Source organism: Streptomyces sp. NPDC093984 (genome assembly GCF_044764595.1).
GTDB classification, from domain to species: Bacteria; Actinomycetota; Actinomycetes; order Streptomycetales; family Streptomycetaceae; genus Streptomyces; species Streptomyces cynarae.
Window position 1 is genome coordinate 242,337 of record NZ_JBIWIM010000009.1, and the last position, 22,059, is coordinate 264,395.

Consider the following 22,059-nt stretch of genomic DNA (forward strand, 5'->3'; position numbering starts at 1 on the left):
GGTGATCCACTACTCAAGTGTCGCCTAGCGCCCGGTCGAACGCCTGGCGTTTTCCAGGTGCCCGGCGAGCTGCTTCTGGATGCGCACGGTCGCCTCGTCCAGCGCCTTGCGCGTACGCCGCCCGCTGCCGTCGCCCGCCTGGAACGGCTCGCCGAAGACGACGTCGATACGGCTGCGCAGCGGGGGCAGCCCCTTTATCAACCGTCCCCGCCGCTCGGAACTTCCCAGCACCGCGACCGGGACGATCGGCGCCCCGCTGCGGACCGCGAAGTAGGCGAGCCCGGCGCGCAGCGAGGTGAAGTCGCCCTCGCCCCGGGTGCCCTCGGGGAAGATGCCGAGGACTCCCCCGTTCTGGAGCACGCCGAGCGCCTGGGTGATGGCCGTGCGGTCGGTGGACGTGCGGTCCACCTTCAGCTGGCCGATGCCGCGCAGGAAGGGGTCCAGGGGGCCGACGAACGCCTCCTTCTTGATCAGGAAGTGCGTCGGCCTGGGCGCCACGCCCATGACCATGGGCCCGTCGATGTTGTGGGAGTGGTTCACGGCGAGGATCACCGGGCCGCTCGCGGGCACCCTCCACGCGCCGAGCACGCGCGGCTTCCACAGCCCGTACATCAGCGGGACGCCGATGCGCCGCCCGACTTCGGCGCTGCGCACGGAAGGAGCCTCGGTCACTTCCCGGCCCGCTTCTCCTCGACGAGGGTGACGACGCACTCGATGACCTGCTGGAGGGTGAGGTCGGTGGTGTCCACCTCGACCGCGTCGTCCGCCTTCGCGAGCGGGGAGGTCTTGCGGCTGGAGTCGGCCGCGTCCCGCTTGATCAGCGCCTCACGGGTGGCGTGCAGGTCCGCGCCCTTCAGTTCGCCGTTGCGGCGGGCGGCGCGTGCCTCCGGGGAGGCGGTGAGGAAGATCTTCAGGTCGGCGTCGGGCAGCACGGTCGTGCCGATGTCGCGGCCCTCGACGACGATGCCGTTCTCGGCGGCGGCCGCGATGGTGCGCTGCAGCTCGGTGATCCGGGCCCGCACCTCGGGCACCGCGCTGACCGCGCTGACCTGGGAGGAGACCTCCGGGGAGCGGATCGGCCCGGAGACGTCCGTGCCGTCCACGGTGATGGTGGGGGCCTTCGGGTCGGTACCGGAGACGATCTCCGGCTTGCCCGCCACGGCCGCGACGGCAGTGGGGTCCGCTATGTCGATGCCGTTGTTCACCATCCACCAGGTGATCGCCCGGTACTGGGCGCCGGTGTCCAGGTAGCTGAGCCCGAGCTGTGCGGCCACAGCCTTCGACGTGCTCGACTTGCCCGTGCCGGCGGGGCCGTCGATGGCGACAATCACTGCCGGGGCGGTCCGGGCGGCGCCGTTTTCCACGGTGGGAACACCTTCCTGGTGGTGTGTGGCGGGTGGGTGGACGGGCGGGACGCGAGGGCGCCCCGCACAAGGTTACTGGCTCGCCGGGCCCGGCATGCCGGGCCTGCCCGTCACCCGGTTGCCGCAGCGCCCGGCGCGGACCCGTGACCGGTCGTACGCCCGCCCTACTGCCGGATCACCCAGCCCCGCTCCCGCAGCGTGGCGCTCAGCACCGGGGCGGCCGCCTGCTCCACCATCAGCTGGACCAGGCCCGCCTGCTGCCCCGTCGCGTGTTCGATGCGGACGTCCTCGATGTTGATCCCGGCCCTGCCCGCGTCCGCGAAGATACGGGCCAGCTGGCCGGGCTGGTCGTCGATGAGCACGGCCACGGTCTCGTACGCCCGCGGGGCGCTGCCGTGCTTGCCGGGCACCCGGACCTGGCCGGCGTTGCCGCGGCGCAGCACGTCCTCGATGCCCTCGGTGCCCTCGCGCCGCTTGGCCTCGTCGGAGGACTGCAGGGCCCGCAGGGCCTGGACGGTCTCGTCGAGGTCGGCGGCGACCTCGGAGAGCAGGTCGGCGACCGGGCCCGGGTTGGCGGACAGGATGTCGATCCACATCCGGGGGTCGGAGGCCGCGATCCGGGTCACGTCCCGGATGCCCTGCCCGCACAGCCGTACGGCCGCCTCTTCGGCGTGCTCCAGGCGCGCGGCGACCATGCTGGAGACCAGGTGGGGCATGTGCGAGACGAGCGCGACGGCCCGGTCGTGGGCGTCGGCGTCCATGACGACCGGCACGGCACGGCAGTGCGAGACCAGCTCCAGGGCGAGGTTGAGCACCTCGGTGTCGGTGTCCCGGGTCGGGGTCAGCACCCAGGGCCGCCCCTCGAAGAGGTCGCCGCTGGCCGCCAGCGGGCCCGACTTCTCGCGGCCCGACATGGGGTGTGTGCCGATGTACGGGGTCAGGTCGAGGCCGAGCGCCTCCAGCTCGCGACGCGGGCCGCCCTTGACGCTGGCCACGTCGAGGTAACCGCGCCCGAGGCCGCGCCGCATGGCGTCGGCGAGCGCGGCGGCCACGTGGGCGGGCGGGGCGGCGACGATCACCAGGTCGACCGGTCCCTCGGGCGCCTCGTCGGTCCCGGCTCCGAGCGCGGCGGCCGTACGGGCCTGCTCCGGGTCGTGGTCGGAGAGGTGCACGGTGACCCCGCGGGCGGCGAGCGCCAGGGCCGCGGACGTGCCGATCAGCCCCGTGCCGATGACGAGTGCGGTCCTCACTGGGCGATGTCCTTGCGCAGAGCGGCGGCGGCACCGAGGTAGACATGCGCGATCTCCGCGCGCGGCTTGTCGGACTCGATGTGGGCGAGGATGCGGACGACCCGGGGCATCGCGCCCTCGATGTCCAGCTCCTGGGCGCAGATCAGCGGCACGTCGACGATGCCGAGCTTGCGGGCGGCGGCCGCCGGGAAGTCGCTGTGCAGATCGGGCGTGGCCGTGAACCAGATGCTGATCAGGTCGTCGGTGGTCAGCCCGTTGCGCTCCAGGATGGCGGAGAGCAGGGCACCGACCTGCTCGTCCATGTGCCCGGCCTCGTCCCGCTCGAGCTGAACGGCGCCACGGACCGCTCGTACCGCCACGGTGTTGCTCCTTGCCGATCTACGGAAAACGTCAGGTCACCAGCGTAGGGCAGCCCGCGCCCCCTAGGGGCGCGGGCCTGTGCCGATGTGCGGCTCCGCCGCGTGGGCGCGATCGATCACGACGGATCCGCGGACGCCGACCGTCGGAAGGACCCGATCTCAGGGGCTACAGATCGACTTCCTTCATCAACATGCCGACCTCGGTGTTGGACAGCCGCCGCAGCCACCCCGACTTCTGGTCCCCGAGCGTGATCGGCCCGAACGCGGTGCGCACCAACTTGTCCACAGGGAAGCCGGCCTCGGCCAGCATGCGCCGCACGATGTGCTTGCGCCCCTCGTGCAGGGTCACCTCGACGAGGTAGTTCTTGCCGGTCTGCTCGACCACCCGGAAGTGGTCCGCGCGCGCGTACCCGTCCTCGAGCTGGATGCCGTCCTTCAGGCGCTTGCCGAGATCGCGCGGGATCGGGCCCACGATGTGCGCGAGGTAGGTCTTCTTCACGCCGTACTTGGGGTGGGTCAGCCGGTGCGCGAGCTCGCCGTGGTTGGTGAGCAGGATGACGCCCTCGGTCTCGGTGTCGAGCCGGCCGACGTGGAAGAGCCGGGTCTCACGGTTGGTGACGTAGTCGCCGAGGCACTGGCGCCCCTCCGGGTCCTCCATGGTGGAGACGACACCGGCGGGCTTGTTGAGCGAGAAGAACTGGTACGACTGCGTGGCCACGGTCAGCCCGTCGACCTTGATCTCGTCCTTCTCGGGGTCGACCCGCAGGCCCTGCTCGGTGACGATCGCGCCGTTGACCTCGACCCTGGCCTGCTCGATCAGCTCCTCGCAGGCGCGCCGGGAGCCGTAGCCCGCACGCGCGAGCACCTTCTGCAGCCGCTCGCCCTCCTGCTCGGCGCCCGGGAAGGTCTTGGGCAGCTTGAGGTCCTTCTTGCCCGCGTACCGCTCGCGGTTGCGCTCCTCGATCTGCGCCTCGTACTCGCGCGGGCGCGCCGGGGCCGTACGACCGCGCCCGCCGCGCTGCTGGGACTGCTGGGGCTGCTTCGGGCCGCCCTTGGCGCCGCCGCGGGCCGCACCGCCGCGCCCGGACTTCGGGCCGTCCTGCGTGGCGCCCGGGCCGACGTCGTAGCGGCGCTCCTCGGGGCGGGGCTTGCGGGGGCGGCCCTGCCCCTGCTTCTGGTCCCTGTCGTTGCCGGCGCCGCGGTAGTTACCGCGCCCGCCGCTCTTGCCGCTGCCGCTGCTTCGCATCAAAGTTCCGTCGTCGTCTTCGTCGTGTGATCGTCGTCTGCGTCCGGAGCATCGGGAGCGTCCGGGTCGAACGACGGTACGCCCTCCTGGGTCTCGGCCTCGATCGCCTCCGCCTCCGGGAGGAAGGGCGCGAGCTCCGGAAGCTCGTCCAGGCCGCGCAGGCCCATCCGCTCCAGGAAGTAGTTCGTCGTCCTGTACAGGATCGCACCTGTTTCGGGTTCCGTGCCCGCCTCTTCGACCAGACCGCGCTGGAGGAGGGTGCGCATGACCCCGTCGCAGTTCACTCCGCGCACCGCCGAGACGCGGCTGCGGCTGACCGGCTGGCGGTACGCGACCACGGCGAGGGTCTCCAGTGCGGCCTGGGTGAGGCGGGCCTGCTGCCCGTCGAGCACGAACCGCTCCACGGCGGGGGCGTACTCGGCGCGCGTGTAGAAACGCCAGCCGCCCGCGACGAACCGCAGCTCGAAGCCTCGGCCCTGCACGGTGTACTCGTCCGCCAGCTCGCGCAGCGCGTCCGCGATCTGCCGGCGAGGCCGCTCCAGGATCTTCGCCAGGTGCTCCTCGGTGGCGGGCTCGTCCACGACCATGAGGACGGCCTCGAGAGCGGGCTTGAGGTCGAGGCCGGCGACGGTGTTCAGCCCTGCCGGTGCGTCGATGGTGTTCTCGATCACGCCTTCTCCTCCTCCTTGGCCGGCTCGGGCTCCTCGGGCGGCCGGTCGAACTCGTCGGTGACCCTGACGTCGGCGTCCCCGTCCCCACCGGTCCAGCGCACGACCAGCTCGCCGAGGGCGGCCTCCTGCTCCAGCGCCACGGCCTTCTCGCGGTACAGCTCCAGCAGTGCGAGGAAGCGGGCGACGACGGTGAGGGTGTCGTCGGTGTCCTCGATCAGAGCCCGGAAGCTGGCCTCGCCGAGTTGTCTCAGCCGGGCCACGACGATCCCGGCCTGCTCCTGCACGCTGACGAGCGGGGCGTGGATGTGGTCGACATACACCTGCGGCTTCGGCTTGGGCTGCATCGCCTTGACGGCGAGCTTGGCGAACCCCTCGGGACCGATGCTGATGACGACCTCGGGCAGCAGCTCGGCGTGGTGCGGCTCGAGGCCGACGGTACGGGGATACCGCCGGGCCTCGTCGTCGGTGCGCCGGTTGAAGATCTCGGCGATCTGTTTGTACGCGCGGTACTGCAGCAGCCGCGCGAACAGCAGGTCCCTGGCTTCGAGCAGCGCGAGGTCGGCCTCGTCCTCCACCTCGGCGGCGGGCAGCAGCCGCGCGGCCTTGAGGTCGAGCAGCGTGGCGGCGACGACGAGGAACTCGGTCGTCTGGTCCAGGTCCCAGTCCGGCCCCATGGCCCGGATGTGCGCCATGAACTCGTCGGTCACCTTGGACAGGGCGACCTCGGTCACGTCGAGCTTGTGCTTGGAGATCAACTGCAGGAGCAGATCGAAGGGCCCCTCGAAGTTGTCGAGCCGGACCTTGAAGACACCGTCGCCGGGTTCGGTCTCGTCGAGTGGAGGTGCGGGGGCCCGGGGCACCTCGTCAGCGGCTCCCGGTTCGAGCCGAGGCCGGGATTCGGGCTCAGGCTCAGGCCGGGATCCGGGCTCAGGCTCAGGCCGAGATTCGGGCTGAGGCTCGGGCTCCGGCCGAGATACGAGCTCGGGCCGAGGCGCGGCCTCAGGCTCGGGCCGAGGTTCAGGCTCGGCGGCCGACGGTACCTCTTCGAGCGGCTCCGGCTCCCGGACAGGCACCGCCGGTGCGGCTCCGGGGCCCCGCCCCAGCGCACGCCGACGCCCGCCGGAGCCGGAGGAACCGGTAGCGGAAGCGGAGCCGTCGTTCGAGGTCATAGCCGTCGCAGGCTACCTCTTACCGCCCCCGGAGCCGACGTACGAGAATGCTCGCGTCCCCCCGGGACTCCAGATCCGCCAGCACCACGGCGACGGCCTCCCGCACGATCCGCCCGCGGTCCACCGCGAGCCCGTGCTCACCCCGGAGCACCAGCCGTGCGTGCTCGAGGTCCATCAGCTCCTCCGCGGACACGTACACGGTGATCTTCTCGTCGTGCCGCTCGCGCCCGCTGGGCCGCCGCCCGGCCGCACGCCCCCGCTTGCGCTGCTGGGCCGCGGACGAGGCCGCCGAGGGACCGGCAGAACCTTCCTGCGCCGCCGCCGCGCCACGCCGCGCGGTCCGCTCGGCGGCGGTGGACCGTGCGCGGGACTCCCCGGCCTCCGCCTCCGCGACGTCCGCCGCGACGTGCTCGTCGCCCTCCCCGTCGCCGCCCTGCACGGGCACCGACGGCGGTGCGTCCTCCGCCGGGGCCGCCGGGTCGCTCTCGCCCGCGGGAGCCGGCACCCGGGCCTCGCCGTTGGCCTGGCGCCTGGGAGTGGACGCCTGGAGCGCCGTTCCCCCGGTGGTACGGAACAGTTCGTCGGCCCCCGGCAGACTCACTCGGCGTGACACCGGGCGAGCACCTCCCTGGCGAGCTGGCGGTAGGCGGCGGCACCGACGGAGTTGGAGGCGTACGTGGTGATCGGTTCACCGGCGACCGTGGTCTCCGGGAAGCGCACGGTCCGGCCGATCACCGTGTGGTAGACGTGGTCGTCGAACGCCTCGACGACCCGCGCGAGGACCTCACGGCTGTGCACGGTCCGGGAGTCGTACATCGTGGCGAGGATGCCGTCGAGCTCCAGGTCGGGGTTGAGCCGCTCCTGGACCTTCTCGATGGTCTCGGTGAGCAGCGCGACACCGCGCAGCGCGAAGAACTCGCACTCCAGCGGCACGATCACCTTGTGCGCCGCGGTGAGCGCGTTCACGGTGAGCAGGCCGAGCGAGGGCTGGCAGTCGATCACGATGTAGTCGTAGTCCGGCAGTAGCGGCTTGAGCGCCCGCTGGAGCGTGGACTCGCGCGCGACCTCCGACACCAGCTGGACCTCGGCGGCCGAGAGGTCGATGTTGCTCGGCAGCAGGTCCATGTTGGGGACCGCGGTCTTCAGCAGGACCTCGTCCGCCGACATGCCCCGCTCCATGAGCAGGTTGTAGACGGTGAGGTCCAGCTCCATGGGGTTCACGCCGAGTCCCACGGACAGCGCGCCCTGCGGGTCGAAGTCGACGAGCAGCACCCGGCGCCCGTACTCCGCGAGCGCGGCACCCAGGTTGATGGTCGACGTGGTCTTGCCGACGCCGCCCTTCTGGTTGCACATCGCGATGATCGTGGCCGGGCCGTGGTCGGTCAGCGGTCCGGGGATCGGGAAGTACGGCAGCGGGCGGCCGGTGGGGCCGATGCGCTCACGGCGCTGCCGGGCCGCGTCGGGCGCGAGCGTGGCCGCGTACTCGGGATCGGGCTCGTATTCGGCGTCGGGGTCGTAGAAGTGCCCCTCGGGCAGCTCTTCGTAGTCGGCGAAGTGGTTGTGGACTCCGCCACTTCCGTCGCCGGACATGGCGTTCACGTGTTGGCCATCCATGCTCTGGTGTGCTGTCTGAGCCATGTGGGGGCTCTGGCTCTGGTGGGCTGCGAAGGTACGGACAGCGACGGAGCCGACAGCCTCGAGCCCCGTGGGGCCCGTGACCCGCGCAGGCATTCCTGGTTGACCACCCCCGGGAGTAAATGTCGACTCATTCACAAGTCGTCTTACCTCCTTGGTGACCAGGAAACTTCTAGATAGGTCAGCGTGGCACCATGCCGACGGTTGGCGACTCTATGGCGTGTCGGCGGTCCGCAGCAACACAATCCGCCGGACCCGGATCGATGTGTCGGCAATGAAACATCCCGCTGTCAAGGGCGTCCGGGCGTCGTTCGCCCGGTTTCACCGGTGTGCGAAACGGTGGAAGGGTTACGTTCGAGGCGACTTGAACGAGTGTCGCCAAAGTGACCATACACACATCCGGCCGGACCTTGTCGGGCAAGGTCCGGCCGGATGAGCGGTGTTGACGAGGCGTGTTGACCTATCGCCTTGTGGGCACGGGAAATCGAACCCGCACCGGTGGCCGGCCTGGTGAGGGACTAGCCGAGCAGGGACTCGAGCTCGACGTGCTCCAGGCCGTGTGCCTCGGCGACCTCCTTGTAAACCACCTTGCCGTCATGGGTGTTGAGGCCCTTGGCCAGCGCCGCGTCGCGGCGCAGGGCCTCGACCCAGCCGCGGTCGGCGAGTTCCACGATGTAGGGCAGCGTGGCGTTGGTCAGCGCGTAGGTGGAGGTGTTGGGGACGGCGCCGGGCATGTTGGCGACGCAGTAGAAGACCGACTCGTGGACCCTGAAGGTCGGCTCCGCGTGCGTGGTCGGGCGCGAGTCCTCGAAGCAGCCGCCCTGGTCGATCGCGATGTCGACAAGGACACTTCCGGGCTTCATCCGGGAGACCAGCTCGTTGGTGACCAGCTTCGGGGCCTTGGCGCCCGGGATGAGGACGGCACCGATGACGAGGTCGGCGTCCAGGCAGGCCTTCTCCAGCTCGAAGGCGTTGGAGACGACGGTCTGGATCTTCGTGCCGAAGATCTTGTCCGCCTCCTTGAGCTTGTTGATGTCCCTGTCGAGCAGGGTCACGTGGAAGCCCATGCCGATGGCGATCTGCGCGGCGTTCCACCCCGACACGCCGCCGCCGATGACGACGGCCTTGCCGGCCGGCACGCCCGGGACGCCGCCGGGCAGCACACCGCGGCCGCCGTTGGCGGCCATGAGGTGGTAGGCGCCGACCTGCGGGGCGAGCCGGCCCGCGACCTCGGACATGGGGGCGAGCAGCGGGAGCGCCCGGTTCGACAGCTCGACCGTCTCGTAGGCGATCGCCGTGGTGCCGGACTCGAGCAGCGCGTCCGTGCACTCCTTGGAGGCGGCCAGGTGCAGGTAGGTGAAGAGCGTCTGGTCCTTGCGGAGGCGGTGGTACTCCTCGGCGATGGGCTCCTTGACCTTCAGCAGCAGGTCGGCGGTGGCCCACACCTCGTCGGCGGTGTCCAGGATCTGTGCGCCTGCGGCGATGTACTCCTCGTCCGGGATCGAGGAGCCGACACCGGCGTTCCGCTCGACGACGACCTGGTGGCCGTGGCGCACCAGCTCGTGCACGCCGGCGGGGGTGATGGCCACCCGGAACTCGTTGTTCTTGACCTCGCGGGGGATGCCGACCTTCACGTCGATCACGGTCCTTGGCTCAGGGAATGTGGGGGCATTGCAAGACATACCCGGACGCACAGGCGCACACCGGGAGACACCGCAGGAGAACGTGCGGCGAAGCCAGTTTAATGAAGGTGTTCCCGCTGTCTAGCCTTTCATTGCATCAATCTTCAGCGGGTGTACTACGGATTTCGCAGGCGTTAGCGGTGTGTTCCGGGGCCGGTGGGCCCTCGTGCGCCCCGTCTCCCAGCATGCGCTCGGCCGCCGACCGGTGCAGGGCGGCGGCCGCCGGGTCGCCGAGGCGTTCCAGGGTGTCGGCGACCCGGAGCCGGAGCGCCGCCTGCAGCCGGGTGTCGTCGGCCTGCCGCGCCCACTCGACGGCCTCCTCGCAGGTGCGCAGCGACTCCTCGGGCCGTCCGGCGTACTCCTGGACGCGGGCCAGTTCGCTCAACGCCCGGGCGTGCGCGGCCACATCGCCGCTCCTGCGGTGCAGAGCGATCGCCGCGCGCCAGTTGCGCTGCGCCTCGCCGTAACGGCCGGCGTAGGTCTGGACGGTGGCGAGGCGGCCGTACAGGCGGGCGGCCTCGGCACGCTCGTCGCGGGCGAGGCGATGGGACAAGGCCCTGCCGTACCAGTCGGCCGCCCGGTCGAAGTCCCCGAGCTCCTGGTGGGCGCCGCCTACGGATTCCATCGCGCGGCCGGTGGCATACGGGTCGTCGCCGGCCCGTCCGGCGTCCAGCGCGGCCCGGTAGCGGGCCAGCGCCTCCCTCGTGCGGCCGGTCCGCGCGTCCACGTCGGCGAGGTTCAGCAGGGCCGCCGCCTTCTCGCGGTGCAGGCCGCGGCGCTCGGCGACATCGAGGACGAGCCGGTGGATGCCGTACAGCTCGGGCGCGGCCGACCGGGTGCCGAAGTGGGCGACCAGGGCCCGCACCAGCGCGGCCATCAGGCGCCGGGCGAGGGTGTCCAGCTCGCCGTCGGCGACCGCGAGCTGGGCCGACGCCAGCAGCGCGGGCTGTCGCAGGCGCAGCCAGTCCTCGGCCGCTCGGGGGCTGGCGAAGCGCATTTCGCGGGGCAGCCCGGCGAGCTTCTCGCGGGCCTGGGGGCTGTCGGTCTCGGTGATCGCCCGGCAGGACTGCAGCAGCCGTACCGTCCGCTCCAGCATCCGGGCGCGGGCCAGCTGCAGCTCGGCCGGACGGTCGTGACGCTCGGCGAGCGCGCGTAGCAGGGGCAGCAGGCAGCCCGGGACCTCGTACTGCGGCAGGGGTGTCTCAAGGCGCCGCAGGAAGCCGCGGTCCGCGAGATCGTCGAGGGCGGTGCGGGCGGTGTCCACGGGGAAGCCGGCCAGCGCGGAGGCGGTGTGCGGATCGGGCAGGCCGGCGGGGGCCAGACACAGCAGCCGCAACATCCGCTGGGCGGGGCCCGGCAGCGCCTCGTAGGAGAGCCGGAAGGCGCGGGCCAGGGGCGGCCCGTCCTCGGCGCCGGTGCGCAGGTGCCGTGCGAGGTCGGCGACGGCGGCCTTGGGCTGGGCGGCCAGCCAGCCCCCGGCGAGGACGAGCGCGGCGGGCTGGCCCGCGCACTCCTCGACGAGCCCCTCGGCGGCACGCGGGTCGACGGTGACGCGCACGGAACCGGCGTACCGGGTGAGCAGCTCCAGGGCGGCCTTGGTGTCGAGGCCGCCGAGGGTGCAGGGGCGCACGTCCGCGATGCCGGTCAGCGGGCCCTGGGCGACGGCGACGACGAGGCAGTCGGGCGCGTCCGGCAGCACCGCGTCCACCTGCTCGGCGGACACGGCGTCGTCGAGCAGCAGCAGCGCACGGCGCCCCGTGAGGGCCTCACGCACCGCCTGGCCCAGCTCCTCCTCGTCGGCCCCGGGCGGAGTGGGCACACCGAGGGCGGTCAGCAGCTCACGGGCGGTGCGCTCGGTGGGGACGGGGGTGCCGTCGGGCTCGCTGAGGCGGGCGCGCAGCACGCCGTCCGGGTAACCGTCCGCGACCTGGCGCACCAGTTCCTCGGCGAGCGCGGTGCGGCCGTAACCGGGGCGGCCTGCGACGAGCAGTACGCGGGCGCGGGGTGCCTTGCGTCCGGAGAGGGTGTCCAGGCCCGCGCGCTCGATGTCGGCACGGAGTTCCTTCAACTCCCGTGTGCGGCCGAGGAACCGACCGTGGCCGACGACGGGACGCGGATCGCTGTCCGCCCGCACGCCACCGTCTGTGTCCACCGCCTGATCCGTCACGGGTCACGCTCCCGTCCACTGCGCACACGGGCCCGCCGAAGCCTCGGGCGGGTCGCTGTCAGAGCCTAGTTGACGCTCTGCGACGATCCCGGCGGAGCACGGCGGACACGTCCCTCGATCGGATCAGGCGATCGTACGACCGGTGGTGGTTTTCCGGCCCGCCCGGGAGTTTCCCGGCTCGAATCGGCTCCCCCAGTTCGAATCGGCTTCCCCGGTTCGAACCGGCTCCCCCGGTTCGAACGGCTCGAAGAGCTCGGGGGACTTCGGGGACGAGACCGTCAGGGCCGAAGCGGGGGTCCGCAGGCAGCGCCCCCAGAGACGGGAACCCCGGGGACGGCAAGAGGAGGGACAGCGGGGACGAACCCAACCCGGCCCGCACCGCCTCGGCACCCCGTCCGGGGCGGAGGGGCGGAGCCCCCGAGGACGGCGTCCGAACCGGAGGCGTCACGCCTGGAACGGCCGGGCCGGCCACGGGGCCTCGGCCGGGCGCAGGGCGTCCAGACCCTCGCCGGTCTGCGCGGCGACCAGCGACAGCACGCCCACGACGAGGCAGTTGTTGTGGAGGTCGCCCGCCAGGACGCCCCGCGCGAGGTCCGCCACCGGCACCCGGGCCAGCTCCATGTCGGCCTCCTCGTCCGCCACCTCGAAGCGCTGCCCGTCGGCCTCGGACAGGTCGCGGGCGAGGAAGATGCGCACGGCCTCGTCGCAGCCGCCGGGCGTGGTGTAGACGTCGGCCAGCACGCGCCAGTCCTCGGCCTTGACGTGCGCCTCCTCGTACAGCTCGCGCTGGGCGGCGTGCAGCGGGTTCTCGCCGGGGACGTCGAGCAGGCCGGCCGGGATCTCCCACAGCTTCTGGCGCACCGGGTGGCGGTACTGCCGGAGGACCAGCACCCGGTCCTGGTCGTCCAGGGCGAGGACGGCCACCGAGCCGGGGTGAACCTGGTAGTCGCGGCGCGCCACCGAGCCGTCCGGCATGACCACGTCGTCGGTGCGGACGGAGGTCTTGTTGCCGACGAACGGGGTCTCGCTCGCCCGGATCTCCCACTCCTCGGCGGTGTCCTTGATCGTCGCCATGTCGCCCTGCTCCTCCCACGCCTTGCACGAAACCGGGGTACACCTCCGTAAAGGGACGCGTACCCCGGCCACCGTACAGGCCCTGTGTTACTTGCCGTTCTTCCCGTTCTTGCGTTCCACGGCCGCCTTCACCAGGCCCGCGAACAGCGGGTGCGGGCGGGTCGGGCGGGAGCGCAGCTCGGGGTGCGCCTGGGTCGCCACCAGGTAAGGGTGCACTTCGCGCGGGTACTCCACGTACTCCACGAGCTTGCCGTCGGGCGACGTCCCGGAGAACACGATGCCCGCCTTCTTCTCCAGTTCGGCGCGGTAGGCGTTGTTCACCTCGTAGCGGTGGCGGTGGCGCTCCTCCACGTACTCCTTGCCGTCGTAGACCTCGCGCACGATCGAGCCCTCGGCGAGCTTGGCCGGGTACATGCCGAGCCGCATCGTTCCGCCCATGTCGCCCTCGCCCGCGACGATGTCGAGCTGTTCGGCCATGGTGGAGATGACCGGATGGGCGGTGGCGGCGTCGAACTCGGTGGAGTTCGCGTCGGCGATGCCGGCCAGGTTGCGCGCGGCCTCGATCACGATGCACTGCAGGCCGAGGCAGAGGCCGAGCAGGGGGATCTTGTTCTCACGGGCGTACTGGATGGCGCCGACCTTGCCGGACACGCCCCGGTCGCCGAAGCCGCCCGGGATGCAGATCGCGTCCACGTCGGACAGCTGCTTCTTGGCGCCCGCCGGGGTCTTGCAGTCGTCGGACGTGACCCACTTGATCTTCACCCGGGCCTTGTTGGCGAAGCCGCCCGCGCGCAGCGCCTCGGTGACCGAGAGGTAGGCGTCGGGAAGGTCGATGTACTTGCCGACCAGGGCGAGGGTGATCTCGTGCTCGGGGTTGTGGACCCGGTCGAGCAGGTCGTCCCAGGTCGTCCAGTCCACGTCACGGAAGGGCAGGTCCAGCTTGCGGACGACGTACGCGTCGAGGCCCTCGCCGTGCACGGTCTTCGGGATGTCGTAGATCGAGCGGGCGTCCGGGCAGGCGACGACGGCGGCCTCGTCGACGTCGCACATCAGGGAGATCTTGCGCTTGATCGCGGTGGGGACCTCGCGGTCGCAGCGCAGGACGATCGCGTCCGGCTGGATACCGATGTTGCGCAGCGCGGCCACGGAGTGCTGGGTGGGCTTGGTCTTCAGCTCGCCGGAGGGGCCGATGTAGGGCAGCAGCGAGATGTGCACCACGAAGACGTTGTCGCGGCCGACCTCGTGGCGGACCTGGCGGACGGTCTCCAGGAAGGGCAGCGACTCGATGTCGCCGACCGTGCCGCCCACCTCGGTGATCACGACGTCCACCTCGTCGGTGGCCATGCGCCGGATGCGGTGCTTGATCTCGTTGGTGATGTGCGGGATGACCTGCACCGTGTCGCCCAGGTACTCGCCGCGCCGCTCCTTGGCGATCACCGTCGAGTAGACCTGCCCGGTGGTGACGTTCGCCGAGCCGTCCAGGTCGCGGTCGAGGAAGCGCTCGTAGTGGCCGATGTCCAGGTCGGTCTCGGCGCCGTCGTTGGTGACGAACACCTCACCGTGCTGGAACGGATTCATCGTGCCCGGGTCGACGTTCAGGTACGGGTCGAGCTTCTGCATCACGACGCGCAGGCCCCGCGCCTTGAGCAGCATGCCGAGGCTGGAGGCGGTCAGACCCTTGCCGAGCGAGGAGGCGACACCCCCGGTGACGAAGATGTGCTTGGTCGTCGTGGCTGTGCTGTTTCGAAAAGCAGCGGGCGGCATGGCCAAGAGGGGGCTCCCGTGGTCGCGGTCTGGGGTGCGGTACGGCTGGTCCTCGAAGTATTTTTTTCGGGGGTGCCGTCGCTGCGGTTCGGGGGTTTCGAGCCCACCGGTCCACGGGCTACCAGCGTATCAGCGCCGCGAGGGGACTGCTTCCGGCCACGCTCCGCGCATGTGTCACCACGGACGCGCGAACCTTAAGAGGTTTTCACCGGTGTTTCACCCGCGGCTCACTCGTTCGGGGCAGTTCCCTTGCCCGGCGGGGCACGCGGATCATGCACGTGCGTCGTATCCTGCTCGGACACTCTCTGCCGAGCGCTCCCGGAAAGCGGCACCACCCCCGCCGGTCACCGGAACAACAGGAGCTCGTCAGTTCGTTGAACATCGACTGCATCATTTTCGAATGGGTCGGTGAACAACGCGTTTCTCATGACCCCCATGACCGCACAGAGCGACCGCCCCTCGGGGCGACGTGGCCGTTCGACTGGAGTTGCATTGGCCGGGCGCATCGAAGACTACGCACTCATCGGAGACATGCAGACCGCGGCGCTGGTCTGCCGGGACGGCACCGTGGACTGGCTGTGCCTGCCCCGCTTCGATTCCCATGCCGTCTTCGCGGGACTGCTCGGCACGGAGGAGCACGGCTTCTGGCGGCTGGGCCCGGCGCACGCGTCGGACGCAGAGCCGCCGAGGGCGACCCGGCGCACGTACCGCGGCGAGTCGCTGATCCTGGAGTCCGAGTGGGACACCCCGCGCGGCACGGTCCGGGTCATCGACCTCATGCCGCCGCGTGACGGCGCCCCCCAGCTGATCCGGATCGTCGAGGGCGTCACGGGCCGGGTGCCGATGCGGTCGGCGCTGCGCATGCGCTTCTCCTACGGGCGCATCGTGCCCTGGGTGCACAAGCACGAGGGGCGCACGGTGGCCGTCGCCGGACCGGACTCCGTGTGGTTCGACACAGAGGCCGAGACGTACGGCAAGGGTCTGACCACGTACGCGGACTTCACGGTCGCGCCGGGTGACCGGATCGGGTTCACGATCTCCTGGCAGCCCTCGCACAAGGAGCCGCCGCCGCTGCCGGAGCCCGAGCAGTCGCTGGAGGCGACCGAGGACTTCTGGCGTGACTGGGTGGAGCACTGCACGTACCACGGCCCCTACCGCGAGGCCGTCATCCGCTCCCTGATCACCCTGAAGGCCCTGACGTACGCGCCGACCGGCGGCATCGTGGCCGCGCCCACGACGTCCCTGCCGGAGGAGATCGGCGGCGTGCGCAACTGGGACTACCGCTACACCTGGCTGCGGGACGCGGCGATCACCCTGTCGTCGCTGCTGCGCACCGGCTACCGCGAGGAGGCGCGCGCCTGGCGCGAGTGGCTGCTGCGGGCCGTGGCCGGCGACCCCGAGAACCTGCAGATCATGTACGGCATCGCGGGCGAGCGGGAGCTGGGCGAGGCGGAGCTGGACTGGCTGCCCGGCTACGAGAACTCGGCCCCGGTGCGCGTCGGCAACGGCGCCGCGCACCAGCTGCAGCTGGACGTGTACGGAGAGGTCACCGAGGCCCTGCACCTGGCCCACATGACCGGGCTCGCCCGCAACGACTACGCCTCCCTGCTCCAGCTGAAGCTGATCCGCTACCTCGAGCAGCACTGGGACGAGCCGGACGAGGGCATCTGGGAGGTGCGCGGCCCGCGCCGGCACTTCGTGCACTCCAAGGTGATGGCCTGGGTGGCGGTGGACCGCACGATCAAGCTGATCGAGTCCGGTGACGCGGACGGCCCGCTGGAGAAGTGGCGCGAGCTGCGCGACGACATCCACCGGGACGTGTGCGAGAAGGGCTACGACAAGGAGCGCAACACCTTCACGCAGTCCTACGGCTCCAAGGAGCTGGACGCCTCGCTGCTGCTGATCCCGCAGATGGGCTTCCTGCCGCCGGACGACAAGCGGGTGATCGGCACGATCGAGGCGATCCAGCGGGAGCTGTCCACGTCGGACGGCTTCATCCTGCGCTACCCGACCTCGGGCGAAGAGGAGGGCGTGGACGGCCTGCCGGGCGACGAGGGCGCGTTCCTCGCCTGCTCGTTCTGGATGGCCGACGACCTGGCGATGATCGGCCGCGTGGACGAGGCCCGCAAGCTGTTCGAGAAGCTCCTGGCGCTGCGCAACGACGTGGGGCTGCTCGCGGAGGAGTGGGACCCGCGCCTGAAGCGCCAGGTCGGCAACTTCCCGCAGGCGTTCAGCCACGTGCCGCTGATCGACACGGCACTGCGGCTGACGGCTTCCGGGGCGTACGGGGGCTGAGCTCTCCGCCGAGCAGACCGATGCGCCGTGCCCGCCTACGCTGAAGGCAGACCTGTCCCCCGGCTGGAAGGGGGCGGCTGCGATGGCTCCCCTTTCGAAGGCGCGCACGGCGCTTTCCGCGCTCCGCGCGGACCTGGCCGGCGAGGTCTTCGCCCCTGGTGATCCGGACTACGACGAGGCCCGGACCGTCTTCAACGCGATGATCGACCGCCACCCGGCCGTGATCGCGCAGTGCGCGGAGAAGTCCGACGTCGTGCGGGCGGTGCGCTTCGCCCGGGAGCTGGATCTGAAGATCGCCGTGCGGGGCGGCGGGCACAGCGTCGCGGGCATGGCGCTCAACGACAACGGTCTGGTGGTGGACCTGCGCCGGATGCACGACGTGACGGTCCATCCCGGATCGGCGTCGGTGCGGGTGGAGGGCGGAGCCGTGATGAGCCACCTCGACCGCGCCACCCAGCCCCACGGGCTCGCGACCACCGGCGGCCGGGTCTCCACCACCGGCGTCGGCGGCTTCGTGCTCGGCGGCGGCAACGGCTGGCTGGACCGGGCCTTCGGCCTCGCCGTCGACAACCTGCTCGGCGTCGAACTGGTGACCGCGGACGGCTCCACGGTGCTGGCCACCGCCCAGGAGAACCCCGAGCTGTTCTGGGCGCTGCACGGCGGCGGCGGCAACTTCGGTGTCGCCACCGCGCTCACGCTGAAACTGCACGAGCTGCCCGAGTTCTCCCTCGCCCTGCTCATGTTCGTGCCCGAGACCGGCCCGGAGGCGGTCCGCACCTACCGCGACGTCATCGCCACCGCCGCGCCGGAGGTGGGCGGCGCCGTGCTGTACATCACCGGTCCGCCCGAGCCGTTCGTCCCCGAGCACCTGGTCGGGACGCTGCTGTGCGCCGTGCTGGTCACGTACGTCGGCGGCGAGGACGACCTGCGCAAGCTCGCCCAGCCGCTGCTGGCACTGCCGCACGCGGCCCAGGTCGTGTCCGCGACGCCCTACGCCGACTTCCAGTGCATGCTCGACGCCCCGCCCGGACTGCGGAATTACTGGTCGGCCGAGTACCTGACCGGCCTGCCCGACGAACTGGTCGACATCTTCTGCGCCCGCGCCCCCTCGATGCCCGTCCCCAGCTCCTGTCAGCACGTGCTCTTCCCCCAGGGCGGTGCCATCGCCGCCGGGCCCGCCGAGTACCCGGTCCCCTACCGGGACGCCGCCTGGACCGTGCACCCCTTCGGCGTCTGGGAGGACCCGGCCGACGACGAGAAGGCCCTGCGGTGGGTCCGGGACGTGCGCGCCGACGTCCGGCCCTGGCGCACGGGCGCGGTCTATCTGAACTTCATCGGGGACGAGGGCAGGGACCGGGTGGTGGCCGGCCTCGGCACCGGGAACCTCAACCGGCTGGCGCGGGTCAAGCGGCAGTACGACCCGGACAACGTGTTCCGCTACAACCACAACATCCCCCCCGCCTGACCGGGGCCCGGCCCTGTGCCCGGGGGGTCGGCGCAGGTAGCGTCGCCGCATGGACAGCCGTTTCGACCTCCCGGGCACCGAGGGCGCCGGGATCACGGTGCGGCGGGCGCTGGAGCTGCCCGGGCTGCGCAGCGGGCTGCCGGAGGTGCTGGCGGGCGCCGACCGGCTGGGCCGCACGGTGCGCTGGGTGCACGCGGGCGAGGTCCCGAACATCGCCTCGCTGCTCAAGGGCGGTGAGCTGCTGCTGACCACCGGGTACGGGCTCGGCACCCGCCCCGCCGACCAGCGGGCGTTCGTGCGCACGCTGGCCGAGCGCGGTATCGCGGCCCTGGTGGTGGAGCTGGGCACCCGTTTCACCCGGCTGCCCGCCGCCCTCGTCGAGTCGGCGAGGGCCGCCGGGCTGCCGCTGGTGCAGCTGCACCGCGAGGTGCCGTTCGTGACGGTCACCGAGGAGATCCACACGGAGATCGTCAACGGCCACTACGCGCTGCTCCAGCGGGCCGAGGAGGTGCACCGCCGCTGCACCGAGGCGCTGCTCGGCGGGGGCGGGGTGCCGCTGGTCCTGGGCATCCTGGCCGACTTCGGCGGCAATCCGGTGTTCCTGGAGACCGCCGACGGTCAGCTGCTCTACGCCGCCGGGACCCGCCCTGCGGACACGGACCCCTTGCAGGTGTGGGAGGGGCTGCGCGGCCACCACAAGGAGGAGCCGCCGGCCGGGACGGCGATCGTGGACGTGCCCGGCGGCGGGCCCGGCGCGGGGTCCGTACGGGCCCGGCTGGTGCTGCTCCCGGTGAGCGGGCCGGTGGCGCCGGTGCACCGGATCGCCGCCGAGCGGGCGGCAAGCAGCCTCGCCGTGGTGCTGATGCAGGCACGGCAGGAGGAGGAGCTGGCGGCGCGCGGGCGCGGCGACTTCCTCACCGACCTCGCCGAGGGCCGGATCGCCGCCGAGGACGCGCCCGCCCAGGCCCGGGTGCTGGGCTTCAAGCCCGGCCGCGGCCCGCTGCTGCCGGTGGTGATGCGCCTCGCGGACGGGCCGACGCCGGGCGGTGGGGGCTGGGCGGTGCTGGCGCGGGCGGTCGCGGAGGAGCTGACGTCGCTGGGCGTGCCGGTACTGCTGGGTGTGCGGCCGGTGGAGGGGCGGGTGCCGCTGCTGCTGGGGCTGCGCTCGGAGTCGGAGCGGGCGGCGGTCGCCGACCGGGTGGCCGCGGCGCTGCGGGCGGGCGTGGAGCGGGCGGGCATGCAGCGGCCGGGCGCCAGGCCGCCGGTGGTGGTGGTCGGGGTGGCGGGCGGCTGGGCCTCGGCGTCGGCGGGGCTGCGGCACGCCGCGGAGACCGCGACGGCGGCGCAGGGGCTGCCGGAGCTGCCCTGGTACGACGCCCGCCGCCTGGACATCGACCTGCTGCTGTGGCGGCTGCGCGACCATCCGGACCTGGCGGCGTTCGTGGACCGCGCGATCGGCCCGCTGCGGGAGCACGACGACCGTTCGAAGCCGCCGCTGCTGCCGACGCTTCAGACGTATCTCGCGCATGCGGGCCGCAAGGCGGAGACGGCCCGCGAGCTGCACCTGAACCGGCAGACGCTCTACAACCGGCTGGCCCGGATCGGGGAGTTGCTGGGCGCGGACCTCGACGACCCGCAGACGGTGCTGACCCTGAGCCTGGCATTGCGGGCACGTCGGCACGTGCCCTGACAAGCCCTAGGGATAGGGCCGCACCTGGGTCAACTCGTCGTAGACGCTGAGGACCTGGGCGACCGTCTCGTCCTCGGTGGGCCAGGTCGCGGCCTGCCTCGTGCCCTTCTCCTTCAGGGCCTCGCGGCGTGCCGGGTCGTCGAGGAGGCGTACGACGGCGGTGGCGAGCGCCTCCGCGTCCCCGTACGGGACGAGTTCGGCGGCGTCGCCGACGAGTTCGCGGATGCCGCCGACGTCGGTGGCCACGAGCGGCACGCGCGCGTGCAGGGCCTCCTGGGCGAGGACGGACCGGGACTCCCAACTGCTGGGCAGCAGCGCGACGTCGGCGGCGGCGAGCAGCTCCGCCACGTCCTCGCGCCGCCCCAGCAGCCGCACCGGGAGGCCCTCGTCCTCGATGCGCCGCTGCAGCACCGTGCGCAGCGGCCCCTCCCCCGCGATCACCACCAGCGGCACCGGGTCGATGCGGCGCCAGGCACGGGAGGCGTCCAGCAGCACGTCGTGGCCTCGGTGCCGGTCGAGGGCGCCGACGGCCACGAGCAACGGCCGGCCGGTGGCGCCGAGTTCCGCGCGGAGCTTGGGGCGCAGCCGGTCGGGGTCCTCGTTCTCGGTGGGCTTGCGGGGTGCGGGCAGCGCGACGGCGGCGAGCCGGGCGTCGCGGGCGCCCCGTCGGCGGGCCCGTTCGACCAGGTCGGACGATGTGCCGAGCACGACGGACGCGGCCCGGGCCACGCGCCGCTCCAGCAGGCGCAGCAGATGGGCACGGGCGCCCTCGGCGTGCGCCCGGGTGTGCCAGGTGACGACGAGCGGAGTGCGGCGTCCGCCGAGGGCGAGCGCGGCACGCAGGCCCGCGTGCAGCCCGTGCGCGTGCACCAGGTCGGCGTCGCCGCAGGCGATGCGGAGCGCGGCCAGGGAGGCGGGGTCCGTGCTGCGGGGCACGGGGACGTGCTGCGCGCCGGCGCCGGTGAAATCGTAGGTGTGCTCGGCCTCGAAGGGGGCGCACACGGTCACGCGCACGCCCCTGGCGACCAGGCCCGCCGCCAGTGTGCGCACGTGCGCGCTGCTGCCCGCGCTGCCCCCGCCGAGCACCTGCACGGTGCGCAGCGGCGACCGGCCGTGCGGTGAGGGGCTGCTCGCGAGGCTCACGTGGCCGGGGCTCCTGGTTCGGCGTCGGACGGTCACGAAGAAACGTACAGAAGGATCGCGCGGTGGGCGGGGACCGCGCGAGGTGGACCGCGGTTGACTCAAGGATGCCAGGGCGCGCGGGTGTTGCGGCACCGGCGGGCGCGGCTCAGGGGTGTCCGGGCGTCGCGCGCCCGGCGGGAATTGTCAGACATATCCTGGGACGGCGGAGCGGGCGCCCCGGCGCGCACTGTGTCACTCACACGGGTGAGGCGGCGGCCGGCGGGAGGGTCACCGGGAACGGCCCGATCCGCCACGACCTCGCCGCTTCGCTCACCTTGTCCCCGTACACCGCCGCGGCGGTGAACGCGACCGCGTGGGCCAGGAGTACGGCCCGCCCTCCCCCACTCTCGGCTCCGCTCGAGCGGGGGGACCCCCATGCCGCGACGGCGGCGGCGCCGAGCGCTGCACCGAGCGCGTGCGCCCCGGCGTCGCCGAGCATCGTGCGCTCGCCGAGGTCGTCGGGGAGGGCGGCGGCCGCGGCCCCCATCGCGGTGGCGCTCAACTCCCCGCCGGCGCCCTTCCGCAGCAGCCCGGGAGCGCCCAGCGCGAGGACGGCCCCGGCGGCACGCCCGGGCCGTACGTCCACGAGGTTCACGAAGTGCGCGGCACCGGCGATCACCACACCCGCGAGCACCTTGTCCAGGGGCCGCTCCTTGAGCACGGCCCCGGCGGCGAGGGCGGCGGCGGAGATCCCGAACAGCTTCACGGCACCACTGGTCACGTCACCGTCCCGCAGGGCCGACAGATGCGCCCGGAACCCCCGTCGCGGATCGCCCGCGCCGGCGATGTCGTCGTAGATCCCGCAGGCACCGGCGGCCAGCACGGCGAACCCGGCCGCCGGGTGAACCCGCCCGGCCCCGACCGTGGCCGCCAGGGCCACCGCGGGCCCCGGGTACAGCACGACGGTCCGCCCGGCGTGGTTCGTCCGCTGCCAGCGCCCCCGCCCGCCCGGCGCCGCGGCGCGCAGGGCGGCGGTGGCGGCGCAGGTGACGGCGGCGGCGAGCCCGAACGAAACGGTCCTGCGGGTACGCGTGATCATCCCGTCA

Annotated in this window: 18 protein-coding genes; 3 read left to right on the forward strand and 15 right to left on the reverse strand. The window is 72.4% G+C overall.

Annotation, left to right across the window (positions count from 1 at the left end; translation table 11 throughout):
* Positions 1-24: 24 nt before the first annotated feature.
* The 13 genes from ACIRC0_RS29235 to ACIRC0_RS29295 all read right to left on the reverse strand — a co-directional run bounded on the left by ACIRC0_RS29235 (position 25) and on the right by ACIRC0_RS29295 (position 14,381).
* Positions 25-672, reverse strand: a complete 648-nt coding sequence (locus ACIRC0_RS29235) for a lysophospholipid acyltransferase family protein (RefSeq protein ID WP_403621687.1) — start codon at positions 670-672, stop codon at positions 25-27.
* Positions 669-1,364, reverse strand: coding sequence for a (d)CMP kinase (gene cmk / locus ACIRC0_RS29240; RefSeq protein ID WP_403621690.1), 696 nt, complete (start codon positions 1,362-1,364; stop codon positions 669-671). The genes ACIRC0_RS29235 and cmk overlap by 4 nt, the downstream gene beginning before the upstream one ends.
* A 164-nt stretch (positions 1,365-1,528) precedes the next feature.
* Positions 1,529-2,614, reverse strand: coding sequence for a prephenate dehydrogenase (locus tag ACIRC0_RS29245; RefSeq protein ID WP_403621693.1), 1,086 nt, complete (start codon positions 2,612-2,614; stop codon positions 1,529-1,531).
* On the reverse strand, positions 2,611-2,973 hold the full coding sequence (gene aroH, locus ACIRC0_RS29250) for a chorismate mutase (RefSeq protein WP_403621696.1): 363 nt from the start codon (positions 2,971-2,973) through the stop codon (positions 2,611-2,613). The genes ACIRC0_RS29245 and aroH overlap by 4 nt, the downstream gene beginning before the upstream one ends.
* Positions 2,974-3,139: 166 nt before the next feature.
* Entirely contained in the window at positions 3,140-4,219 is a 1,080-nt protein-coding gene (locus tag ACIRC0_RS29255; RefSeq protein ID WP_403621698.1) for a pseudouridine synthase, read from the reverse strand.
* Complete coding sequence (gene scpB / locus ACIRC0_RS29260; protein ID WP_403621701.1) at positions 4,219-4,890, reverse strand: SMC-Scp complex subunit ScpB; 672 nt, start codon at positions 4,888-4,890, stop codon at positions 4,219-4,221. Before scpB ends, ACIRC0_RS29255 begins: the two co-directional genes overlap by 1 nt.
* A complete protein-coding gene (locus ACIRC0_RS29265; protein ID WP_403621704.1) occupies positions 4,887-6,059 on the reverse strand; it encodes a segregation/condensation protein A in 1,173 nt (390 codons plus the stop codon). Before ACIRC0_RS29265 ends, scpB begins: the two co-directional genes overlap by 4 nt.
* Before the next feature lie 19 nt (positions 6,060-6,078).
* Positions 6,079-6,672, reverse strand: a complete 594-nt coding sequence (locus tag ACIRC0_RS29270) for a hypothetical protein (protein WP_403621707.1) — start codon at positions 6,670-6,672, stop codon at positions 6,079-6,081.
* Positions 6,657-7,790, reverse strand: a complete 1,134-nt coding sequence (locus tag ACIRC0_RS29275; protein ID WP_403621710.1) for a ParA family protein — start codon at positions 7,788-7,790, stop codon at positions 6,657-6,659. Before ACIRC0_RS29275 ends, ACIRC0_RS29270 begins: the two co-directional genes overlap by 16 nt.
* Positions 7,791-8,212: 422 nt before the next feature.
* The gene (ald, locus tag ACIRC0_RS29280) at positions 8,213-9,337 is read right to left on the reverse strand and encodes an alanine dehydrogenase (protein WP_403621713.1); all 1,125 of its coding nucleotides are present in this window, start codon (positions 9,335-9,337) and stop codon (positions 8,213-8,215) included.
* A gap of 136 nt (positions 9,338-9,473) precedes the next feature.
* Positions 9,474-11,543: a tetratricopeptide repeat protein gene (locus ACIRC0_RS29285; RefSeq protein ID WP_403621716.1), complete on the reverse strand. Its 2,070-nt coding sequence runs from the start codon at positions 11,541-11,543 to the stop codon at positions 9,474-9,476.
* A 444-nt stretch (positions 11,544-11,987) separates the two neighbouring features.
* Positions 11,988-12,617 (reverse strand): NUDIX domain-containing protein, encoded by a 630-nt coding sequence (locus ACIRC0_RS29290; protein WP_403621719.1) that lies wholly within the window; start codon positions 12,615-12,617, stop codon positions 11,988-11,990.
* A gap of 87 nt (positions 12,618-12,704) precedes the next feature.
* Entirely contained in the window at positions 12,705-14,381 is a 1,677-nt protein-coding gene (locus tag ACIRC0_RS29295; RefSeq protein ID WP_403621797.1) for a CTP synthase, read from the reverse strand.
* Positions 14,382-14,873: 492 nt separating this feature from the next.
* On the opposite strand from ACIRC0_RS29295, the gene ACIRC0_RS29300 reads away from it, so the two are divergent.
* The 3 genes from ACIRC0_RS29300 to ACIRC0_RS29310 all read left to right on the forward strand — a co-directional run bounded on the left by ACIRC0_RS29300 (position 14,874) and on the right by ACIRC0_RS29310 (position 19,831).
* The gene (locus ACIRC0_RS29300) at positions 14,874-16,676 is read left to right on the forward strand and encodes a glycoside hydrolase family 15 protein (RefSeq protein ID WP_200421463.1); all 1,803 of its coding nucleotides are present in this window, start codon (positions 14,874-14,876) and stop codon (positions 16,674-16,676) included.
* An 82-nt stretch (positions 16,677-16,758) separates the two neighbouring features.
* Positions 16,759-18,141 (forward strand): FAD-binding oxidoreductase, encoded by a 1,383-nt coding sequence (locus ACIRC0_RS29305; protein ID WP_403621724.1) that lies wholly within the window; start codon positions 16,759-16,761, stop codon positions 18,139-18,141.
* A gap of 49 nt (positions 18,142-18,190) precedes the next feature.
* Positions 18,191-19,831: a PucR family transcriptional regulator gene (locus ACIRC0_RS29310; protein WP_403621727.1), complete on the forward strand. Its 1,641-nt coding sequence runs from the start codon at positions 18,191-18,193 to the stop codon at positions 19,829-19,831.
* Between the two features lie 6 nt (positions 19,832-19,837).
* Here the strand turns inward: ACIRC0_RS29310 and ACIRC0_RS29315 are convergent, their stop codons facing one another.
* Both ACIRC0_RS29315 and ACIRC0_RS29320 read right to left on the reverse strand, forming a co-directional pair.
* Positions 19,838-20,974, reverse strand: coding sequence for a glycosyltransferase family 4 protein (locus tag ACIRC0_RS29315; protein ID WP_403621730.1), 1,137 nt, complete (start codon positions 20,972-20,974; stop codon positions 19,838-19,840).
* A gap of 235 nt (positions 20,975-21,209) precedes the next feature.
* Positions 21,210-22,052: a hypothetical protein gene (locus tag ACIRC0_RS29320; RefSeq protein WP_403621733.1), complete on the reverse strand. Its 843-nt coding sequence runs from the start codon at positions 22,050-22,052 to the stop codon at positions 21,210-21,212.
* Positions 22,053-22,059: the final 7 nt, after the last annotated feature.

What these genes read in the sequence shown, in the direction of transcription:
- ACIRC0_RS29265 (WP_403621704.1), bottom strand. Translation starts at nt 6,059, where the DNA reads ATGACCTCGAACGACGGCTCCGCTTCCGCTACCGGTTCCTCCGGCTCC.
- ACIRC0_RS29310 (WP_403621727.1), top strand. Translation starts at nt 18,191, where the DNA reads ATGGACAGCCGTTTCGACCTCCCGGGCACCGAGGGCGCCGGGATCACG.
- ACIRC0_RS29275 (WP_403621710.1), bottom strand. Translation starts at nt 7,790, where the DNA reads ATGCCTGCGCGGGTCACGGGCCCCACGGGGCTCGAGGCTGTCGGCTCC.
- ACIRC0_RS29305 (WP_403621724.1), top strand. Translation starts at nt 16,759, where the DNA reads ATGGCTCCCCTTTCGAAGGCGCGCACGGCGCTTTCCGCGCTCCGCGCG.
- ACIRC0_RS29295 (WP_403621797.1), bottom strand. Translation starts at nt 14,381, where the DNA reads ATGCCGCCCGCTGCTTTTCGAAACAGCACAGCCACGACGACCAAGCAC.
- ACIRC0_RS29255 (WP_403621698.1), bottom strand. Translation starts at nt 4,219, where the DNA reads ATGCGAAGCAGCGGCAGCGGCAAGAGCGGCGGGCGCGGTAACTACCGC.
- ACIRC0_RS29320 (WP_403621733.1), bottom strand. Translation starts at nt 22,052, where the DNA reads ATGATCACGCGTACCCGCAGGACCGTTTCGTTCGGGCTCGCCGCCGCC.
- ACIRC0_RS29290 (WP_403621719.1), bottom strand. Translation starts at nt 12,617, where the DNA reads ATGGCGACGATCAAGGACACCGCCGAGGAGTGGGAGATCCGGGCGAGC.